The sequence below is a fragment of the Streptomyces sp. bgisy027 genome (genome assembly GCF_057710365.1).
In genome coordinates, this window is sequence record NZ_JBYIVZ010000075.1 from 1 (window position 1) to 19,077 (window position 19,077).

Below are 19,077 nucleotides of genomic sequence, written 5' to 3' on the forward strand. Positions count from 1 at the left end.
GGCCGGCAGCCCTAGGCCAGCCAGTCGTCCACCCCCGCCAGCAGCTTGCCCTTCACCTCCTCGGGCGCGGCCGACGCGCGCACCGACTGCCGGGCCAGTTCCGCCAGCTCCTGGTCCGTGAAGTCGTGATGGCGGCGCACGAGGTCGTACTGGGCGGCGAGCCGCGAGCCGAAGAGCAGCGGGTCGTCGGCGCCGAGGGCCATCGGCACGCCCGCGTCGTACAGGGTCCGCAGCGGGACGTCCTCGGGCTTCTCGTAGACGCCGAGGGCGACGTTCGAGGCGGGGCACACCTCGCACGTCACGCCCCGGTCCGCGAGGCGCCTGAGCAGCCGCGGGTCCTCCGCCGCCCGCACCCCGTGCCCGATCCGGTGCGCGTCCAGGTCGTCCAGGCAGTCACGGACCGAGGACGGGCCGGTCAGCTCGCCGCCGTGCGGGGCCGACAGCAGGCCGCCCTCGCGGGCGATGTGGAAGGCACGGTCGAAGTCCCGAGCCATGCCCCGGCGTTCGTCGTTCGACAGCCCGAAGCCGACGATGCCGCGGTCGGCGTACCGCACCGCGAGCCGCGCCAGCGTGCGGGCGTCCAGCGGGTGCTTCATACGGTTCGCGGCGACCAGGACGCGCATCCCGAGCCCCGTGTCCCGCGACGCCGTCTCCACCGCGTCCAGGATGATCTCCAGCGCCGGGATCAGACCGCCCAGCCGGGGCGCGTACGACGTCGGGTCGACCTGGATCTCCAGCCAGCCCGAGCCGTCCTTGATGTCCTCCTCCGCGGCCTCCCTGACCAGGCGCTGGATGTCCTCCGGCTGCCGCAGGCACGAGCGCGCCGCGTCGTACAGGCGCTGGAAGCGGAACCAGCCGCGCTCGTCCGTCGCCCGCAGTTTCGGGGGCTCCCCACTGGTCAGCGCGTCGGTCAGGGCCTCGGGCAGGCGCACACCGTACTTGTCGGCCAGTTCCAGCACGGTCGTCGGCCGCATCGAGCCGGTGAAGTGCAGGTGCAGATGGGCTTTCGGCAGTTCAGAGACATCACGTACACGCTCCATTCCAGGATCCTGCCGTACGCCCGCGCCGTCCCGGTAGCGGTTTCCCCTTTAGTGGTCTTGCTCGCACAAACAAATGGGGCCGCCTCCGAAACCGGAGGTGGCCCCACGGGCGGAAGGCGGACGTCAGTCCGTGGCCTCCGCGAGCAGCTTCTGGATGCGGCTCACGCCCTCGACGAGGTCCTCGTCACCGAGCGCGTACGACAGCCGCAGATAGCCCGGCGTACCGAACGCCTCACCCGGGACGACCGCTACCTCGGCCTCCTCCAGGATCAGCTCGGCCAGCTCGACGCTGCTCTGCGGGCGCTTGCCGCGGATCTCCTTGCCGAGCAGGGCCTTCACCGACGGGTACGCGTAGAAGGCGCCCTCGGGCTCCGGGCAGACCACGCCGTCGATCTCGTTGAGCATCCGCACGATCGTCTTGCGGCGGCGGTCGAAGGCCTCACGCATCCTCGCGACCGCGTCCAGGTCGCCGGAGACCGCGGCGAGGGCGGCCACCTGCGCCACGTTCGAGACGTTCGACGTCGCGTGGGACTGGAGGTTGGTCGCGGCCTTCACCACGTCCTTGGGGCCGATGACCCAGCCGACCCGCCAGCCCGTCATGGCGTACGTCTTGGCGACACCGTTGACCACGATGCACTTGTCGCGCAGCTCGGGGAACAGCCCCGGCAGGGAGACCGCGGCGGCCTCGCCGTAGACGAGGTGCTCGTAGATCTCGTCCGTCAGCACCCACAGGCCGTTGTCGACGGCCCAGCGGCCGATCGCCTCGGTCTCGGCCTCGGTGTAGACGGCGCCGGTCGGGTTGGACGGCGACACGAAGAGGACGACCTTCGTCCGCTCGGTGCGGGCCGCCTCCAGCTGCTCCACGGAGACGCGGTAGCCGGTGGTCTCGTCGGCGACGACCTCGACCGGGACACCGCCCGCGAGGCGGATCGACTCCGGGTACGTCGTCCAGTAAGGCGCCGGGACGATGACCTCGTCGCCCGGGTCGAGGATCGCGGCGAAGGCCTCGTAGATGGCCTGCTTGCCGCCGTTGGTGACGAGGATCTGCGAGACGTCGGGCTCGTAGCCGGAGTCGCGCAGCGTCTTCGCGGCGATCGCGGACTTCAGCTCCGGCAGACCGCCGGCCGGTGTGTAGCGGTGGAACTTCGGGTTCTTGCAGGCCTCGATGGCGGCCTCGACGATGTAGTCCGGCGTCGGGAAGTCGGGCTCACCGGCGCCGAAGCCGATCACCGGACGCCCGGCGGCCTTGAGGGCCTTGGCCTTGGCGTCCACGGCGAGTGTGGCGGACTCGGAGATCGCGCCGACTCGGGCGGAGACCCGGCGCTCGGTCGAAGGGGTTGCAGCGCTCATGGGCCCCATCGTTTCAGACAGGAAACGCGGGCGGCACGCGGGTTTCACGGACTGAACATCGACTGAACATCCGTCCGGATCCGGCCCTCGGCCTGGGCGATCTTGCGTCGCGGCACCGCCAGACCCCTGGCGATCTTTCGCCTATCAAGGCCCCATCGGGCACTTTCTGTTCGACGGCGCGCCCCGGACCACGTACACTCTCACCTCGTTGGCCTTCAGCAGCCCGCAGTCGCACAGTGCACAGCGAGCACTCGACCGGATGCGGTACGTTGGGGGACACACAAAGGGTCGTAGCTCAATTGGTAGAGCACTGGTCTCCAAAACCAGCGGTTGGGGGTTCAAGTCCCTCCGGCCCTGCTACACACACCTTCGCCAGGATGTGTGCGCATGTACGTACAGCATTGCAACGCCGTGCGGCTCGGACCGGGCGCGGCACGGCCACGACCCGGGATCAGGTGAGGACGGATGGCGGACGCCGTGGGCTCCATCGATACGCCTGACGCCCAGGATGAGGCGCAGGAGAAGAAGGCCCGCAAGGGCGGTAAGCGCGCGAAGAAGGGCCCGCTGAAGCGGCTCGCTCTCTTCTACCGCCAGATCGTCGCGGAGCTTCGCAAGGTCGTCTGGCCGACGCGCAAGCAGCTGACGTCGTACACCACCGTGGTGATCTTCTTCGTCACCGTCATGATCGCCCTGGTGACCGTGATTGACTATGGGCTCGACCACGCCGCCAAGTACGTTTTTGGCTGAGCCGAGAGCGAAGGGCGCCGTTGGTTACCGGCGCCCCTTTCGCATGTTCCACCCCTATGCATCCAGGAAGAAGCAGCCACCGTGTCTGACCAGAACCTGAACGACGCCGTCGAGCCGGACGAGTCCGTGGAAGACGAGCTCGACATCGTCGAGGGCGCGGACGAGGACCTGGACGAGGTCGAGGTTGCCGACGCCGAGGCGGGCGAGCCGGCCGAGGAGGCCGCGCTGCACGTCGAGGACGCCGAAGACGCGGAAGAGGCCGTCGAGGAGGAGGCCGAGCCGGTCGACCCCATCGCCGCCCTGCGCGAGGAACTTCGCACGCTGCCCGGCGAGTGGTACGTGATCCACACCTACGCCGGTTACGAGAACCGCGTGAAGACCAACCTGGAGCAGCGCGCCGTCTCGCTGAACGTCGAGGACTACATCTTCCAGGCCGAGGTGCCGCAGGAAGAGGTCGTCCAGATCAAGAACGGCGACCGCAAGACGATCAAGCAGAACAAGCTGCCGGGTTACGTCCTGGTCCGTATGGACCTCACCAACGAGTCCTGGGGTGTCGTCCGCAACACTCCCGGCGTCACCGGCTTCGTGGGCAACGCCTACGACCCGTACCCGCTGACCCTGGACGAGATCGTGAAGATGCTCGCCCCGGAGGCCGAGGAGAAGGCCGCCCGCGAGGCCGCCGAGGCCGAGGGCAAGCCCGCTCCGCAGCGCAAGGTCGAGGTCCAGGTCCTGGACTTCGAGGTCGGCGACTCGGTCACCGTCACTGACGGTCCGTTCGCCACGCTGCAGGCCACGATCAACGAGATCAACGCCGACTCCAAGAAGGTCAAGGGCCTGGTGGAGATCTTCGGCCGCGAGACTCCGGTCGAGCTCTCCTTCGACCAGATCCAGAAGAACTAGCGGCACAGCAGCTCTGAACGAAGGGCCTCCCGTCGGCGGATTCCGCTGGTGGGAGGCCCTTTCGTCGTATGCGGCGGGGCAGGTGCCGGCGGCGTTCCAGCCGGCTTCTCAATAAATGTGTGTTGCACCACAACCATCGGACGCCCCTGCCGGTCTGACTTGATGACCGAAACGCGTGGACAGTGTATTTCACGGTGATCACCCACCTTTGTGGCGCTTTGCGCTGCGCTGCTCGCTGCCCGCGCCGACTCAGAAGTGACGACCCAGAAGTGGGGGGAACTTCCTCATGCGCACTCGCACCTTCCTGGTCGTGGCGGCCGCGTCCGCCTGCGTCCTGCTGCCGACGACCTCCGCGGTCGCCGGCACCGGACCCGCCCCGTCTCCCAACAAGCAGAACCAGAGCGCCCGTTCGGCCGCCCCGTCCGAGGCGGGCAACCCGCTGAGCGCCAAGGCGCAGGCGGTAGGCGTCTGTTCCGACGCCTACCAGATCGGCACCACCGCCTACATCAACCGAGGCGGCGCGCACGCCGCCTCGGTCAAGCAGTTCTACTCGCCCAGGTGCAAGGCGAACTACGGCTACGTCTGGGTCTGGCAGAGCTTCCGCGACAAGATCAAGGACTACGACGTCAGCACCGGCGTCTACAGCTACTCCCGCGACGAGGTCGTCGGCCAGGACTGGTGGAACGCCACCAACAGCCAGGAGTTCTGGTCCTTCCCGGCCGACACGGTCAGCGAGTGCACCGCGGCCATCGGCACGCTGCGTGCCCCCGGCGACCCCGTGCCGGGTCAGGCCACCACGTCCAAGCGCTGCTGACCCCGCTCTCGCCCCCTTGCGGGCCCCGGCCGACGCGCGACGGCCGGGGCCCGTTCCTGTCCCGGGGCGCGGGCCGCTGGGGCCGACCGCTGTCAGGGGGCGGGCGACCAGCGGCCTGAGCTGCCGGTTTTGGCCCTGACGCGTTACCCGTTATCGTTGTGCGGTATGCCTCCATCCGGATGATCCGGACGTTCACCGTTCAAGGTGACCTCGGGTACGGATGGCGGCGGATCACCTCTCACTAAGGACCCGGAGAGAGCATGCCTCCCAAGAAGAAGAAGGTCACGGGGCTCATCAAGCTCCAGATCCAGGCCGGTGCCGCCAACCCGGCTCCGCCGGTCGGCCCCGCGCTGGGCCAGCACGGCGTCAACATCATGGAGTTCTGCAAGGCCTACAACGCCGCGACCGAGTCGCAGCGCGGTTGGGTCATCCCGGTGGAGATCACGGTCTACGAGGACCGCTCCTTCACCTTCATCACCAAGACCCCGCCGGCCGCGAAGATGATCCTCAAGGCCGCTGGTGTCGAGAAGGGCTCCGGCGAGCCGCACAAGACCAAGGTCGCCAAGATCACCGAGGCGCAGGTCCGCGAGATCGCCACCACCAAGATGCCCGACCTCAACGCCAATGACCTGGACGCCGCGTCCAAGATCATCGCCGGCACCGCCCGTTCCATGGGCATCACGGTCGAGGGCTGACCTCAACCTCCCCAGCAGAAGTGAGTGGCGGGGCCTGCTCGGCCCGGACCACAACTCCTAAGACAACACAGGAGCAGTAGTGAGCAAGCGCAGCAAGTCTCTCCGCGCTGCGGACGCCAAGGTCGACCGGGACAAGCTCTACGCCCCGCTCGAGGCCGTCCGTCTCGCCAAGGAGACGTCCACGACCAAGTTCGACGGTACCGTCGAGGTCGCCTTCCGCCTGGGTGTCGACCCGCGCAAGGCCGACCAGATGGTCCGTGGCACCGTGAACCTTCCGCACGGCACCGGTAAGACCGCCCGGGTCCTGGTCTTCGCGACCGGTGACCGTGCCGAGGCCGCGCGTGCCGCGGGCGCCGACATCGTCGGTGCCGACGAGCTCATCGACGAGGTCTCGAAGGGCCGCCTGGACTTCGACGCCGTCGTCGCCACCCCCGACCTCATGGGCAAGGTCGGCCGCCTCGGCCGTGTCCTCGGCCCGCGTGGTCTGATGCCGAACCCGAAGACCGGCACCGTGACCCCGGACGTGGCCAAGGCCGTGACCGAGATCAAGGGCGGCAAGATCGAGTTCCGCGTCGACAAGCACTCGAACCTGCACTTCATCATCGGCAAGTCGTCATTCGACGACACCAAGCTGGTGGAGAACTACGGCGCCGCGCTGGAGGAGATCCTCCGTCTGAAGCCGTCCGCCGCCAAGGGTCGCTACATCAAGAAGGCCGCCATCACCACCACGATGGGCCCCGGCATTCCCGTCGACCCGAACCGCACCCGCAACCTCCTCGTCGAGGAGGACCCGGCCGCGGTCTGAGCAGGCAGCTCACCAGGCTCGAAGACGGGCCCCGCACCCTTCCCGGGTGCGGGGCCCGTCCCCTTTGCCGCCCCCCGTTTGTCAGTGCCCTGGGTTAACGTGCATTCACGGGATTCGCGCAGGGGGGACGGATGACGAGCACGAGGGCGCGCCGTTCGGCGTTCTGGGTCGCGCTGCTGACCGCGCTGGCGGCCCTGGCCGCCTGCACCTCCTCCGACCGCTCCGGGGAACGGGACCGCCCCACGCCCTCCCGCGCGGTGACGGCCGCCCTGCGCACCGTCGAGCGCTCCACCGACGGAGCCGAATCGGCGCGCGTCCGCTCCACGACCACGGTGGGCTCGGCCCTGTCCATGAAGGCCCACGGCACCCTCGCCTGGCACGACGGCCTCACCGGCGCCCTCACGATCACGTACACCGGCGGCACCACCGCCGAGACGATGCGCCGCCTCGGCACCACCTCGATGCAGGCCCGCTATCTCCCCGACGCCTACTACGCCCGCATGGGCGAGGCGTTCGCCGAGAAGACCGACGGCAAGCACTGGATCAAGTACGCCTACGAGGACCTGGAGCGTCTCGCCGGCAGCTCCGGAGCCGATCTCGCCGACCAGATGCGCGGCACCGTCCCGCACACCTCGGTGAAGCTGCTGCTGTCCTCCACGGACGTACGCAAGGTGGGGGAGGAGACGGTGAGCGGTAAGCGCACCACGCGCTACTCCGGCACGGTCCGGGTCGCGGGCGCCACCTCGCAGACCGTCGACATATGGGTCGACGACCGGGACCTGCTCGTCAAGAAGGTGGAGAAGGGCCGCACGGTCACGGGGCAGCTGACCCAGACCGCGTACTACAGCGACTACGGCGTGAAGGCCGCGGTCGAGAAGCCCCCGGCGGGGGACACCGCGGACCTGGAGGAGCTGCTGGAGGAGGGGGCCCTCGGCGGGACCTCGTGAGCCCGGCACGGCCGGGTATTCGCAGGACTGTCCGGGGTTCTTGGGGCTACGCTCCCGATCTTGCTGTGCGCCCGTCGGGCGCCGGCCGAGCGTTCCTTGGGGGAATCGATGAGGCTTTCCGTACGGGCCGCCGTGCCCGCCGTCGTGCTGCTCCTCGCCGGCTGTGGAGGCGGTGCCGGGGCCGACCGGGACGCCTCGGGCTCCTCGGTCGGCGACGCCGTGGCCAGGGCCGTGGAGAGGACGGAGGGCGTCACGTCGCTGCACTACAGGGTGACGGGCCGCTTCCCGGAGCGCGGGCGCATAGCCGACGAGGGCACGGTCCGCACGAAGCCGCTGACGGCCAGCCTGCGGACGGCCGATCTGAGCGGCGCCGAGCGGGGCGAGACCGAGCTGCGCCTGGTCGACGGGGTGCTGTACGGCAGTGCGACCGGCGACATGGTCGAGGAGATGGGCGGGCGGCACTGGATCAGCTACGGCCCGGCCGCCCACTTCACCACCCACGGCGGCCTGCGGATGGACGTCGGCGCCCTGCGGGACTCGGTCGCCCGCAACCCGGCCCGGGAGGCCGCCTTCCTGGCCGGTGCGCCGGACGCGAAGCGGGTCGGCGACGAGAAGGTCGACGGGACCGGGACCACGCACTACACGGGTACGGCCGCCGTCGACGAACTGCGCGCCTCGCTCGACGAGGTCCAGGACAAGGCCGCCCGCGAGGGCCGCGGGCGCAGTCTCGACCAGTACGAGAAGGCCGGCGTGGACGAGCTCACCCTGGACGTCTGGATCGACGGCGACGACCATGTGAGACGGCTGCGTACCCAGGGCTTCGGACGGCACGGTGAGCTCGATCTCACGGTCACCTTCCTCGACTACGGCAAGCCGGTGACGGTCCGCGCACCCCGCCCCGACGACACTGCGGACCTGCGGAAACCGCTGGAGAAGTAGGGGGAGCCGGCGGCCGTGGGGACCGATTTGCCTCACGGTGACCGTGTCCCGTACTCTCCTACAGAAGCCAAAGACCGCTGGTCGTTGCCGTGTGCTCGCAAGAGGGCGCGGTGGCCGAAGGATCCGCTGAACCGCGGACGACCCGCGCAGGTGACTGTGGAAGTGCTCCCGGAGTTCGCTGCTCACGTTGCGAATGCCCGGTCGAGCTACGCCCCGTGCGCCTGCGCCGGGGCGTTTCGTTTTCCCCAGCCCCTTCCGAGCGGTCGTCATCACCCGGAAGGAGGCCGACGCTCATGGCAAGGCCCGACAAGGCTGCCGCGGTAGCCGAGCTGACGGAGCAGTTCCGCAGCTCGAACGCCGCCGTGCTGACCGAGTACCGGGGTCTCACCGTGGCGCAGCTCAAGACGCTGCGTCGTTCGCTCGGTGAGAACGCCCAGTACGCCGTGGTGAAGAACACGCTGACCAAGATTGCGGCCAACGAGGCCGGGATCTCGACGCTCGACGACCTGTTCAACGGTCCGACGGCGGTCGCCTTCGTCACCGGTGACCCGGTGGAGTCGGCGAAGGGTCTTCGTGACTTCGCCAAGGACAACCCGAACCTCGTCATCAAGGGCGGTGTCCTTGACGGCAAGGCGCTGTCCGCCGACGAGATCAAGAAGCTTGCGGACCTCGAGTCCCGCGAGGTTCTGCTCGCCAAGCTGGCGGGCGCCCTGAAGGGCAAGCAGACGCAGGCTGCTCAGGTCTTCCAGGCGCTCCCGTCGAAGCTCGTCCGCACCGTGGACGCGCTTCGCGCCAAGCAGGACGAGCAGGGCGGTGCCGAGTAATTCGGCTCGCATCATGATCGCCGCCTGAGGCAGTCCGCCTGAGGCAGTGGTCGTAGCGGGCCGAGCGTACGCCCGCCAGACATGTACATCCGGCACCAGCCGAAATTAGTGGAAGGAAAGCCATCGTGGCTCTCACCCAGGACGAACTGCTCGCCGAGTTCGAGGGCATGACCCTCATCCAGCTCTCCGAGTTCGTGAAGGCGTTCGAGGAGAAGTTCGACGTCACCGCCGCTGCCGCCGTCGCCGTCGCCGGCCCGGCCGGCCCGGCCGCCGCCGCCCCGGCCGAGGAGGAGAAGGACGAGTTCGACGTCATCCTCACCGGTGCCGGCGACAAGAAGATCCAGGTCATCAAGGTCGTGCGTGAGCTGACCTCCCTGGGTCTGAAGGAGGCCAAGGACCTCGTGGACGGCGCCCCGAAGCCCGTTCTCGAGAAGGTTGCCAAGGACGCCGCCGAGAAGGCCGCCGAGTCCCTCAAGGGCGCCGGCGCCTCCGTCGAGGTCAAGTAACACCTCTCGGCCGAGTACGGCCGTAGCGCTGCTGAATTGGGCCTCCTGAGGCTGTAACGCAGTCGCACCGAAGAGCGATCATCCATTCGGGTGGTCGCTCTTCGGCGTTCCTGGGGGCGCGGCCACGGTTGCCTTGCGCCCGCTTCGGCGGCGGGTATGGTGATCTTCGTCGTGTCTCCGGGCCCCCAGGGTTCGGGCATGGGGGCCTTGACGAACCGCACGCAGCGCGCAATTCTCAGGACGCGTCGCCACAAGGATCCGAATCCGAGGCATGGATCGGCGACGAAGAGGGCAGTATCAACGTGCATTGAGGGCGAGCATGCCGAGGGCGTTGAGAACAACGAGGGTCGCGAAAAACCCGCACTGGACATCAGTGTGCCAAGTGGCTACACTGACCCTTTGCGCTGCCTGTTAGCTGTCCCCTGCCCGTCACCAGGGGCATGCCCTCGCTTGAGCATCGATGACCGGACCATCCCTGACCTGGCCATTCTTTGGTCGGAGAAGGAAACCCGTGTCTCTGTGCACCGGTGAGGGGCCGGTACGCGCGTAGTGAGTCCGAGCCCTCGGAAGGACCCCCTCTTGGCCGCCTCGCGCAACGCCTCGACCGCGAATACGAACAACGGCGCAAGCACCGCCCCGCTGCGCATCTCCTTTGCAAAGATCAAGGAGCCCCTCGAGGTTCCCAACCTGCTCGCGCTGCAGACCGAGAGCTTTGACTGGCTGCTCGGCAACACCGCCTGGCAGAGTCGGGTCGAGGAGGCTCTGGAGTCCGGTCAGGACGTCCCCACCAAGTCCGGCCTCGAGGAGATCTTCGAGGAGATCTCCCCGATCGAGGACTTCTCCGGGTCGATGTCGCTGACGTTCCGCGACCACCGTTTCGAGCCTCCGAAGAACTCGATCGACGAGTGCAAGGAGCGCGACTTCACCTACGCCGCCCCGCTCTTCGTGACGGCGGAGTTCACCAACAACGAGACCGGTGAGATCAAGTCCCAGACGGTCTTCATGGGCGACTTCCCGCTCATGACGAACAAGGGCACCTTCGTCATCAACGGCACCGAGCGTGTCGTGGTGTCGCAGCTGGTCCGTTCCCCCGGTGTCTACTTCGACTCCTCCATCGACAAGACGTCCGACAAGGACATCTTCTCGGCCAAGATCATCCCGTCCCGGGGTGCCTGGCTGGAGATGGAGATCGACAAGCGCGACATGGTCGGTGTCCGTATCGACCGCAAGCGCAAGCAGTCCGTGACCGTCCTCCTCAAGGCCCTCGGTTGGACGACCGAGCAGATCCTGGAGGAGTTCGGCGAGTACGAGTCCATGCGCGCCACCCTGGAGAAGGACCACACCCAGGGCCAGGACGACGCGCTGCTCGACATCTACCGCAAGCTGCGTCCGGGCGAGCCCCCCACGCGTGAGGCCGCGCAGACGCTCCTCGAGAACCTGTACTTCAACCCGAAGCGCTACGACCTCGCCAAGGTCGGCCGCTACAAGGTCAACAAGAAGCTGGGTGCGGAGGCTCCGCTCGACGCGGGCGTCCTGACCGTCGAGGACGTCATCTCGACGATCAAGTACCTGGTGAAGCTGCACGCCGGTGAGACCGAGACGGCCGCGGACAACGGCCAGACGATCGTCGTCGAGACCGACGACATCGACCACTTCGGCAACCGCCGTCTGCGCAGCGTCGGCGAGCTCATCCAGAACCAGGTCCGCACCGGTCTGGCCCGTATGGAGCGCGTCGTCCGTGAGCGCATGACGACCCAGGACGTCGAGGCGATCACGCCGCAGACCCTGATCAACATCCGGCCGGTCGTCGCCTCCATCAAGGAGTTCTTCGGCACCAGCCAGCTGTCGCAGTTCATGGACCAGAACAACCCGCTGTCCGGGCTGACGCACAAGCGTCGTCTGTCCGCGCTCGGCCCGGGTGGTCTGTCCCGTGAGCGGGCCGGCTTCGAGGTCCGTGACGTTCACCCGTCGCACTACGGCCGCATGTGCCCGATCGAGACCCCTGAAGGCCCGAACATCGGTCTGATCGGCTCGCTCGCCTCCTACGGCCGGGTCAACGCGTTCGGCTTCGTCGAGACGCCGTACCGCAAGGTCGTCGACGGCCAGGTCACCGACGAGGTGGACTACCTGACCGCCGACGAGGAGGACCGCTTCGTCATCGCGCAGGCCAACGCCACGCTCAACGACGACATGCGGTTCGCCGAGGCCCGCGTCCTGGTCCGCCGCCGTGGCGGCGAGGTCGACTACGTCGGCGGCGAGGACGTCGACTACATGGACGTCTCGCCGCGCCAGATGGTGTCGGTCGCGACCGCCATGATCCCGTTCCTCGAGCACGACGACGCCAACCGTGCCCTCATGGGCGCGAACATGATGCGTCAGGCCGTGCCGCTGATTAAGTCCGAGGCCCCGCTCGTCGGCACCGGCATGGAGTACCGCTCCGCCGTCGACGCCGGTGACGTGGTCAAGGCCGAGAAGGACGGTGTGGTCCAGGAGGTCTCCGCGGACTACATCACCACCGCCAACGACGACGGCACGTACATCACGTACCGCCTGGCCAAGTTCTCCCGGTCCAACCAGGGCACCTCGGTCAACCAGAAGGTCATCGTCAACGAGGGCGACCGGATCATCACGGGCCAGGTGCTCGCCGACGGTCCCGCCACCCAGAACGGCGAGATGGCGCTGGGCAAGAACCTGCTCGTGGCGTTCATGCCGTGGGAGGGTCACAACTACGAGGACGCGATCATCCTGTCGCAGCGCCTCGTGCAGGACGACGTCCTCTCCTCGATCCACATCGAGGAGCACGAGGTCGACGCCCGTGACACCAAGCTCGGCCCCGAGGAGATCACCCGGGACATCCCGAACGTCTCCGAGGAGGTCCTCGCCGACCTCGACGAGCGCGGCATCATCCGCATCGGTGCCGAGGTCATCGCCGGCGACATCCTCGTCGGCAAGGTGACCCCGAAGGGCGAGACCGAGCTGACCCCCGAGGAGCGCCTGCTGCGCGCGATCTTCGGTGAGAAGGCCCGTGAGGTCCGTGACACCTCGCTGAAGGTGCCGCACGGCGAGACCGGCAAGGTCATCGGCGTCCGCGTCTTCGACCGTGAGGAGGGCGACGAGCTTCCCCCCGGTGTGAACCAGCTGGTGCGCGTCTACGTCGCGCAGAAGCGCAAGATCACCGACGGTGACAAGCTCGCCGGCCGTCACGGCAACAAGGGCGTCATCTCCAAGATCCTGCCGATCGAGGACATGCCGTTCCTGGAGGACGGCACCCCGGTCGACATCATCCTCAACCCGCTGGGTGTCCCGTCCCGAATGAACCCGGGACAGGTCCTGGAGATCCACCTCGGCTGGCTCGCCAGCCGCGGCTGGGACGTCTCCGGCCTCGCGGAGGAGTGGGCGCAGCGCCTCCAGGTGATCGGCGCCGACTCCGTCGCCCCCGGCACCAACGTCGCGACCCCGGTCTTCGACGGTGCGCGTGAGGACGAGCTCGCGGGTCTGCTCCAGCACACCATCCCCAACCGCGACGGCGAGCGCATGGTGCTCCCGACCGGTAAGGCGCGGCTGTTCGACGGCCGTAGCGGTGAGCCGTTCCCGGACCCGATCTCGGTCGGCTACATGTACATCCTCAAGCTGCACCACCTGGTCGACGACAAGCTGCACGCCCGCTCGACCGGTCCGTACAGCATGATCACCCAGCAGCCGCTGGGTGGTAAGGCCCAGTTCGGTGGCCAGCGCTTCGGTGAGATGGAGGTGTGGGCGCTGGAGGCTTACGGCGCCGCGTACGCCCTCCAGGAGCTGCTGACCATCAAGTCCGACGACGTCACCGGCCGCGTGAAGGTCTACGAGGCCATCGTCAAGGGCGAGAACATCCCCGAGCCCGGCATCCCCGAGTCCTTCAAGGTGCTCATCAAGGAGATGCAGTCGCTCTGCCTGAACGTGGAGGTGCTGTCCAGCGACGGTATGTCCATCGAGATGCGTGACACCGACGAGGACGTCTTCCGCGCTGCGGAGGAGCTCGGCATCGACCTGTCCCGGCGCGAGCCGAGCAGCGTCGAAGAGGTCTGACGGGAGTCCGGCGGGGCCCTTACCCACAGGGCCCCGCCGACCCCCAGGCCCCCGTTTCAGACCCCAAGACTTACAACCCTGAGAGGGATTGACGCATAGTGCTCGACGTCAACTTCTTCGATGAGCTCCGGATCGGTCTGGCCACCGCTGACGACATCCGTCAGTGGAGCCACGGCGAGGTCAAGAAGCCCGAGACCATCAACTACCGCACCCTCAAGCCCGAAAAGGACGGACTCTTCTGCGAGAAGATCTTCGGTCCGACCCGGGACTGGGAGTGCTACTGCGGCAAGTACAAGCGTGTCCGCTTCAAGGGCATCATCTGTGAGCGCTGCGGCGTCGAGGTGACTCGCGCCAAGGTGCGTCGTGAGCGGATGGGCCACATCGAGCTGGCCGCGCCTGTCACGCACATCTGGTACTTCAAGGGTGTCCCGAGCCGGCTGGGCTACCTGCTCGACCTGGCTCCCAAGGACCTCGAGAAGGTCATCTACTTCGCGGCGTACATGATCACGTACGTCGACGAGGAGCGCCGTACCCGCGACCTGCCCTCCCTGGAGGCGCACGTCTCCGTGGAGCGTCAGCAGGTCGAGAACCGTCGCGACGCCGACCTCGAGGCCCGCGCCAAGAAGCTCGAGACCGACCTGGCCGAGCTGGAGGCCGAGGGTGCCAAGGCCGACGTGCGCCGCAAGGTGCGCGAGGGTGCCGAGCGCGAGATGAAGCAGCTGCGCGACCGTGCGCAGCGCGAGATCGACCGCCTCGACGAGGTGTGGACCCGGTTCAAGAACCTCAAGGTCCAGGACCTCGAGGGCGACGAGCTCCTCTACCGCGAGCTGCGTGACCGCTTCGGCACGTACTTCGACGGCTCGATGGGTGCCGCGGCGCTGCAGAAGCGCCTGGAGTCCTTCGACCTCGACGAGGAGGCCGAGAAGCTCCGCGAGATCATCCGTACCGGCAAGGGCCAGAAGAAGACCCGTGCGCTCAAGCGCCTGAAGGTCGTCTCCGCGTTCCTGCAGACCAGCAACAGCCCCAAGGGCATGGTGCTGGACTGCGTCCCGGTCATCCCGCCGGACCTCCGCCCGATGGTGCAGCTGGACGGTGGCCGCTTCGCGACCTCCGACCTGAACGACCTGTACCGCCGCGTGATCAACCGCAACAACCGTCTGAAGAGGCTGCTCGACCTCGGCGCGCCCGAGATCATCGTCAACAACGAGAAGCGCATGCTTCAGGAGGCTGTTGACGCCCTCTTCGACAACGGTCGTCGCGGCCGTCCGGTGACCGGCCCCGGTAACCGTCCGCTGAAGTCTCTCAGCGACATGCTGAAGGGTAAGCAGGGCCGCTTCCGTCAGAACCTGCTCGGCAAGCGTGTGGACTACTCCGCGCGTTCCGTGATCGTCGTCGGTCCGCAGCTGAAGCTGCACCAGTGCGGTCTGCCCAAGGCGATGGCGCTGGAGCTCTTCAAGCCGTTCGTGATGAAGCGCCTGGTCGACCTGAACCACGCGCAGAACATCAAGAGCGCCAAGCGCATGGTGGAGCGCGGCCGCACGGTCGTGTACGACGTCCTCGAAGAGGTCATCGCCGAGCACCCGGTTCTGCTGAACCGTGCTCCCACCCTGCACCGCCTCGGCATCCAGGCCTTCGAGCCGCAGCTGGTCGAGGGCAAGGCCATCCAGATCCACCCGCTCGTCTGCACCGCGTTCAACGCGGACTTCGACGGTGACCAGATGGCCGTGCACCTGCCGCTGTCCGCGGAGGCGCAGGCCGAGGCCCGCATCCTGATGCTGTCCTCGAACAACATCCTCAAGCCCGCCGACGGTCGTCCGGTGACGATGCCGACCCAGGACATGGTCCTCGGTCTGTTCTTCCTCACCACCGACTCCGAGATGCGCAACGTCAAGGGCGAGGACCGCTCCTTCGCGTCCGTGGCCGAGGCGATCATGGCCTTCGACGCGGGCGAGCTCTCGCTCCAGTCGAAGATCGACATCCGCTTCCCGGTCGGTACCATCCCGCCCCGCGGCTGGATGCCGCCGGCGCAGGAGGAGGGCGAGCCGGAGTGGCAGCAGGGTGACTCGTTCCGGCTGCGGACGACCCTGGGCCGCGCGCTCTTCAACGAGCTGCTGCCCGAGGACTACCCGTTCGTCGACTACGAGGTCGGCAAGAAGCAGCTCTCCGAGATCGTCAACGACCTCGCCGAGCGCTACCCCAAGGTCATCGTGGCGGCGACGCTCGACAACCTGAAGGCGGCCGGCTTCTACTGGGCGACCCGTTCCGGTGTCACCGTGGCCATCTCCGACGTCGTCGTTCCCGAGGCGAAGAAGGAGATCGTCCGCGGCTACGAGGCGCAGGACGAGAAGGTCCAGAAGCAGTACGAGCGCGGTCTGATCACCAAGGACGAGCGCACGCAGGAGCTCATCGCGATCTGGACCAAGGCGACCAACGAGGTCGCCGAGGCGATGAACGACAACTTCCCGAAGACCAACCCGATCTTCATGATGGTGAACTCGGGTGCACGAGGCAACATGATGCAGATGCGTCAGATCGCCGGTATGCGTGGTCTGGTGTCGAACGCGAAGAACGAGACGATCCCGCGTCCGATCAAGGCGTCGTTCCGTGAGGGCCTGTCCGTGCTGGAGTACTTCATCTCCACGCACGGTGCCCGTAAGGGTCTGGCGGACACCGCCCTGCGTACCGCCGACTCGGGTTACCTGACCCGTCGTCTGGTGGACGTCTCCCAGGACGTCATCATCCGCGAGGAGGACTGCGGCACCGAGCGCGGTCTGAAGCTGCGGATCGCCTCGAAGAACGCCGCAGGCGTTCTGGTCAAGGCGGACGACGTCGAGACCAGCGTCTACGCCCGCATGCTCGCCGAGGACGTCGTCATCGACGGCAAGGTGATCGCGCCGGCCAACGTGGACCTGGGCGACGTGCTCATCGACCAGCTGGTGCACCACGGTGTCGAGGAGGTCAAGACCCGTTCGATCCTGACCTGCGAGTCCCAGGTCGGCACCTGCGCGATGTGCTACGGCCGTTCGCTGGCCACCGGCAAGCTGGTCGACATCGGTGAGGCGGTCGGCATCATCGCCGCCCAGTCCATCGGTGAGCCCGGTACCCAGCTGACGATGCGTACCTTCCACACCGGTGGTGTGGCCGGTGACGACATCACCCAGGGTCTGCCGCGTGTCGTCGAGCTCTTCGAGGCCCGTACCCCGAAGGGTGTCGCCCCGATCTCCGAGGCCACCGGCCGCGTGCGGATCGAGGAGACCGAGAAGACCAAGAAGCTCGTCGTCACCCCGGACGACGGCAGCGACGAGACGGCGTACCCGATCTCGAAGCGTGCCCGACTCCTGGTCAGCGAGGGCGAGCACGTCGAGGTGGGCCAGAAGCTCACCGTGGGTGCCACCAACCCGCACGACGTGCTGCGCATCCTGGGCCAGCGTGCCGTCCAGGTCCACCTGGTCGGCGAGGTCCAGAAGGTCTACAACTCGCAGGGTGTGTCGATCCACGACAAGCACATCGAGATCATCATCCGGCAGATGCTGCGCCGCGTGACGATCATCGAGTCCGGCGACGCCGAGCTGCTGCCCGGTGAGCTGGTCGAGCGCTCGAAGTTCGAGACCGAGAACCGTCGTGTGGTGCAGGAGGGCGGTCACCCGGCCTCCGGTCGTCCGCAGCTCATGGGTATCACCAAGGCCTCGCTGGCCACGGAGTCCTGGCTGTCGGCGGCGTCCTTCCAGGAGACGACGCGAGTCCTCACGGACGCGGCGATCAACGCCAAGTCCGACTCGCTCATCGGCCTCAAGGAGAACGTCATCATCGGTAAGCTCATCCCGGCCGGTACGGGTCTGTCCCGCTACCGCAACATCCGGGTCGAGCCGACCGAGGAGGCCAAGGCCGCGATGTACTCGGCCGTCGGCTACGACGACATCGACTACTCGCCGTTCGGCACCGGCTCCGGCCAGGCCGTTCCGCTGGAGGACTACGACTACGGTCCGTACAACCAGTAAGGCGTGCGTCTGACGCACTGAAGGGCGGTCACCTCCCGGGGTGGCCGCCCTTCGGCGTGCCCGGGGGCGTGTCGGGGTTTTCTCGGGGTGGACCCCGATGCCTGAAGTGCCGGTTCGGCGCATGATGGAGAGACTCCGACATGTACGGGGGAGGTGCTCTCCATGGCGCAACCGTCGTGGCAGCCCTGGCAGCCGTGGCAGGGCGGTGGTGCTCCGCAGCCGTGGACCGGGCCAGGCACCCCGGCGACACCGTCGATGCTTGCCTCGCACGCCGACCGCGAGCGGGCCGTGGACGTGCTCAGGGCCGGCTACGGCGAGGGACGTCTGGAGCAGCCCGAGTTCGAGAAGCGCGTCACGCGCGCCTACACGGCCCGTACGGTGGGGGAGCTGGCGCTGCTCGTCGCCGATCTGCCCCAGGGGCCGATGCCGCTGCCCGCACCCGTGACACCCGTGCCCCGCACCTTCCTGCCGGTCGCCCGGCCGCAGACCAACGGCAAGGCGGTCGGCTCCGCGGTCTGCGGTGTGCTGTGTCTGGTGAGCTTCGGGCTGACCGGCATCCCGGCCGTGGTGCTCGGGCACGCGGCCCGTTCCGAGATACGGCGCACCGGTCAGGGCGGTGACGCGCTCGCCCTGACCGGGCTCGTGTTCGGCTGGGTGTCGAATGCGGCCTGGGCGGTCCTGCTGACGCTGATGCTGGTGGCCGCCGCGGTGTCCGTATAGGCCGCGCGGACGGTCGATTCGCGGCGCGCGGGTTCGGGGCCCTGACATGCCCGAATCGGCGATTCGAAGATCGAACATGCCGCGCGGTCTTGACATCGGCCGTATGGCGATGCGGGCGAGGCCCATTTGTTTTGACCGCAGCGAATGAGGTAGGTACGCTCAGACCTTGTGCCTGGGGTGTGCCCTGGCTCTCGTGCGTGCCTTCAACCGCATAGCGAGCTGTGAGCGGCCACCGCAATCTGTGCTCTTTTCGCCTCACGGCGGGAGTCCGCCGGATTCGACACACCCGACCGCGTGGGTCGGCGACGTTCCAGGTTAGCTTCACCATTCGGCACACAGAAACCGGAGAAGTAGTGCCTACGATCCAGCAGCTGGTCCGCAAGGGCCGGCAGGACAAGGTCGAGAAGAACAAGACGCCCGCACTCGAGGGTTCCCCTCAGCGTCGCGGCGTCTGCACGCGTGTGTTCACGACCACCCCGAAGAAGCCGAACTCGGCCCTGCGTAAGGTCGCGCGTGTGCGTCTGACCAGCGGGATCGAGGTCACCGCTTACATTCCGGGTGAGGGACACAACCTGCAGGAGCACTCCATCGTGCTCGTGCGTGGTGGCCGTGTGAAGGACCTGCCGGGTGTTCGCTACAAGATCATCCGCGGTTCCCTTGACACCCAGGGTGTGAAGAACCGCAAGCAGGCCCGCAGCCGCTACGGCGCCAAGAAGGAGAAGTAAGA

Annotated in this window: 15 protein-coding genes and 1 tRNA gene; 14 read left to right on the forward strand and 2 right to left on the reverse strand. The window is 67.6% G+C overall.

Going from position 1 to position 19,077, the window contains the following annotated elements; translation table 11 throughout:
- Nucleotides 1-11: 11 nt before the first annotated feature.
- Together AC3ETA_RS43820 and AC3ETA_RS43825 are read right to left on the reverse strand one after the other, a co-directional pair.
- A complete protein-coding gene (locus tag AC3ETA_RS43820) occupies nucleotides 12-1,040 on the reverse strand; it encodes an adenosine deaminase (RefSeq protein WP_432198495.1) in 1,029 nt (342 codons plus the stop codon).
- A gap of 123 nt (nucleotides 1,041-1,163) precedes the next feature.
- On the reverse strand, nucleotides 1,164-2,390 hold the full coding sequence (locus tag AC3ETA_RS43825; protein ID WP_432198496.1) for a pyridoxal phosphate-dependent aminotransferase: 1,227 nt from the start codon (nucleotides 2,388-2,390) through the stop codon (nucleotides 1,164-1,166).
- A 284-nt stretch (nucleotides 2,391-2,674) separates the two neighbouring features.
- Between AC3ETA_RS43825 and AC3ETA_RS43830 the strand changes: the two genes are divergently transcribed.
- From AC3ETA_RS43830 to rpsL, 14 genes are all read left to right on the forward strand, one after another.
- Nucleotides 2,675-2,747 (forward strand) — tRNA-Trp (locus AC3ETA_RS43830).
- A 108-nt stretch (nucleotides 2,748-2,855) separates the two neighbouring features.
- A complete protein-coding gene (gene secE / locus AC3ETA_RS43835; protein WP_432198497.1) occupies nucleotides 2,856-3,137 on the forward strand; it encodes a preprotein translocase subunit SecE in 282 nt (93 codons plus the stop codon).
- Nucleotides 3,138-3,218: 81 nt separating this feature from the next.
- A complete protein-coding gene (gene nusG / locus AC3ETA_RS43840; protein ID WP_432198498.1) occupies nucleotides 3,219-4,037 on the forward strand; it encodes a transcription termination/antitermination protein NusG in 819 nt (272 codons plus the stop codon).
- A 286-nt stretch (nucleotides 4,038-4,323) separates the two neighbouring features.
- The gene (locus AC3ETA_RS43845) at nucleotides 4,324-4,851 is read left to right on the forward strand and encodes a hypothetical protein (protein WP_432198499.1); all 528 of its coding nucleotides are present in this window, start codon (nucleotides 4,324-4,326) and stop codon (nucleotides 4,849-4,851) included.
- 260 nt (nucleotides 4,852-5,111) lie between these two features.
- The gene (gene rplK, locus AC3ETA_RS43850) at nucleotides 5,112-5,546 is read left to right on the forward strand and encodes a 50S ribosomal protein L11 (RefSeq protein ID WP_016645192.1); all 435 of its coding nucleotides are present in this window, start codon (nucleotides 5,112-5,114) and stop codon (nucleotides 5,544-5,546) included.
- Nucleotides 5,547-5,625: 79 nt separating this feature from the next.
- The gene (rplA, locus tag AC3ETA_RS43855) at nucleotides 5,626-6,351 is read left to right on the forward strand and encodes a 50S ribosomal protein L1 (RefSeq protein ID WP_359445783.1); all 726 of its coding nucleotides are present in this window, start codon (nucleotides 5,626-5,628) and stop codon (nucleotides 6,349-6,351) included.
- A gap of 131 nt (nucleotides 6,352-6,482) precedes the next feature.
- Nucleotides 6,483-7,298 (forward strand): SCO4651 family lipoprotein, encoded by an 816-nt coding sequence (locus AC3ETA_RS43860; RefSeq protein WP_432198500.1) that lies wholly within the window; start codon nucleotides 6,483-6,485, stop codon nucleotides 7,296-7,298.
- A gap of 108 nt (nucleotides 7,299-7,406) precedes the next feature.
- Nucleotides 7,407-8,237 carry an SCO4651 family lipoprotein gene (locus AC3ETA_RS43865; protein ID WP_432198501.1) on the forward strand — a complete coding sequence of 277 codons (831 nt, stop codon included), beginning with the start codon at nucleotides 7,407-7,409 and terminating at the stop codon, nucleotides 8,235-8,237.
- Between the two features lie 293 nt (nucleotides 8,238-8,530).
- Nucleotides 8,531-9,061 (forward strand): 50S ribosomal protein L10, encoded by a 531-nt coding sequence (gene rplJ, locus AC3ETA_RS43870; RefSeq protein WP_016434607.1) that lies wholly within the window; start codon nucleotides 8,531-8,533, stop codon nucleotides 9,059-9,061.
- 122 nt (nucleotides 9,062-9,183) lie between these two features.
- Nucleotides 9,184-9,567: a 50S ribosomal protein L7/L12 gene (gene rplL, locus AC3ETA_RS43875; protein WP_383485648.1), complete on the forward strand. Its 384-nt coding sequence runs from the start codon at nucleotides 9,184-9,186 to the stop codon at nucleotides 9,565-9,567.
- 579 nt (nucleotides 9,568-10,146) lie between these two features.
- Nucleotides 10,147-13,632, forward strand: a complete 3,486-nt coding sequence (rpoB, locus tag AC3ETA_RS43880) for a DNA-directed RNA polymerase subunit beta (RefSeq protein ID WP_432198502.1) — start codon at nucleotides 10,147-10,149, stop codon at nucleotides 13,630-13,632.
- A gap of 98 nt (nucleotides 13,633-13,730) precedes the next feature.
- Nucleotides 13,731-17,630: a DNA-directed RNA polymerase subunit beta' gene (locus AC3ETA_RS43885; protein WP_432198503.1), complete on the forward strand. Its 3,900-nt coding sequence runs from the start codon at nucleotides 13,731-13,733 to the stop codon at nucleotides 17,628-17,630.
- Between the two features lie 162 nt (nucleotides 17,631-17,792).
- Nucleotides 17,793-18,350 (forward strand): DUF1707 and DUF4190 domain-containing protein, encoded by a 558-nt coding sequence (locus AC3ETA_RS43890; protein ID WP_432198504.1) that lies wholly within the window; start codon nucleotides 17,793-17,795, stop codon nucleotides 18,348-18,350.
- A gap of 353 nt (nucleotides 18,351-18,703) precedes the next feature.
- Nucleotides 18,704-19,075: a 30S ribosomal protein S12 gene (rpsL, locus tag AC3ETA_RS43895; RefSeq protein ID WP_003948652.1), complete on the forward strand. Its 372-nt coding sequence runs from the start codon at nucleotides 18,704-18,706 to the stop codon at nucleotides 19,073-19,075.
- Nucleotides 19,076-19,077: the final 2 nt, after the last annotated feature.